This is a genomic window from Pseudomonas sp. SDT291_1_S447 (assembly GCF_054070155.1).
In genome coordinates, this window is the sequence record NZ_JBSVXS010000265.1 from 1 (window position 1) to 1,265 (window position 1,265).

2 protein-coding genes are annotated in these 1,265 nt (G+C 61.2%); both read right to left on the bottom strand.

All coding sequences use genetic code 11. The annotated features are described in order from the left end of the window. Positions 1–40 precede the first annotated feature (40 nt). Positions 41–763: a phage terminase small subunit gene (gpM, locus tag ACW9IR_RS29430; protein ID WP_457466115.1), complete on the bottom strand. Its 723-nt coding sequence runs from the start codon at positions 761–763 to the stop codon at positions 41–43. Then, the coding region (locus ACW9IR_RS29435; RefSeq protein ID WP_457466117.1) for a P2 family phage major capsid protein at positions 760–1,265 on the bottom strand (506 nt) is incomplete at its 5' end. The genes ACW9IR_RS29435 and gpM, both read right to left, overlap by 4 nt.

Genomic DNA, 1,265 nt, shown 5'->3' on the forward strand with positions numbered 1-1,265 from the left:
CAGACACACGTCCACAGTTCCCCGCTGGGGGGGTAGTCGGTTATTGGGCGCCGGTAACGGCGGGCGTTTGTTTGGCGAGTGCGATACGACACTTCTTGATTCGCGTCTCGTTGCCTGCTTTCGCGTAAAGCTCGGTAGATCGTTCCAGGTGCTTGAGCGCGGTTTCCCACTGCTCGGCCTCCATGGCCCGCATGCCGATCAACTTGTGGTACTTGGACGGGATCTGTTCGGTCAGCTCCCATTCACCGTCGACGCGAGGCAGCAGATCGGACAGGTACGGCTCCGGGCTGCGCTGGGCGTTGTATTCGGCGTAAGCCCAGTCGATCACTGCGTCCGCAACGAAGGTTTGCACGTCGCGACGCTTGAACCGCTCGGGCATTTCCTGCCCCTGCCCGATCGCAAAGTCCGCCAGCGCCAGGCCGTCTTCGAACTGCTCGGTGTCGAACAGCCAGACCATCACCTGCACCAGGACACGGTTCGGCATCACCAGGCCCGAATCCATGTAACGCTGAATGAAGTCCTGATACTTGGGCAGCAGTTCCTCGCGCTTGAGCGCCTGACGCCCGGCGAGCCCCTTGATATCGCTCAGGCGCTGCAAATCCTGATCCAGCGACGCTTCCATCAGCAGCAGGTGCTTTTTCGCGTTGGCCGGGCTGCTCAGGGCTTCCGCCGGCGAATACGCCGCCGGTGCCGCTTCAGCAGCATTCACTGCAGCGGTTCCCTGAGCCAAAGTGCGGCGCTTGTGTGCGAGAGCCAGGCTCACTTCACCAGCTCCACGTTCTCGGTCAGCGCGATTTTCTCCAGCTGCTCGATCACATAGCCTTCATTGCGGCTGTTGTAATCCTCGACGCGGGAGCGTTTCGGGTTGTCCACGGTTTGCTTGCGCCAGCTGGAGTCCTGGAAGTAGATCGAAAGGTTGTCCCAACTGGTGACCAGCACAGCGTTGACTGGGAAGAACGGCACGCTGAAGCTTGGCAAACCTCCGTAGGTGGCGATCACCTGGGCATCTTCGATGCGCTCTTTCTCGGTCGGCACGTCGCCTTGCTTGGCGTACAACTTCGCCTTATCGGCCGCCAACAGATCGGAACCGATGATCGCGATCAGGTCGCCACCGTCGCGCAGACGCTCGTCCACCATTTGCTTGGTGTCATGCACCAGGGCATCAAGGTTGGCGTAGTCACCGTCCAGCCCCAAGGTGACCTTGCCGGCAGCTTTGCCTTCCTTGAGCACCTGCTGCGGCGCCTGCTCGCGCAGTTGCTGCAGCC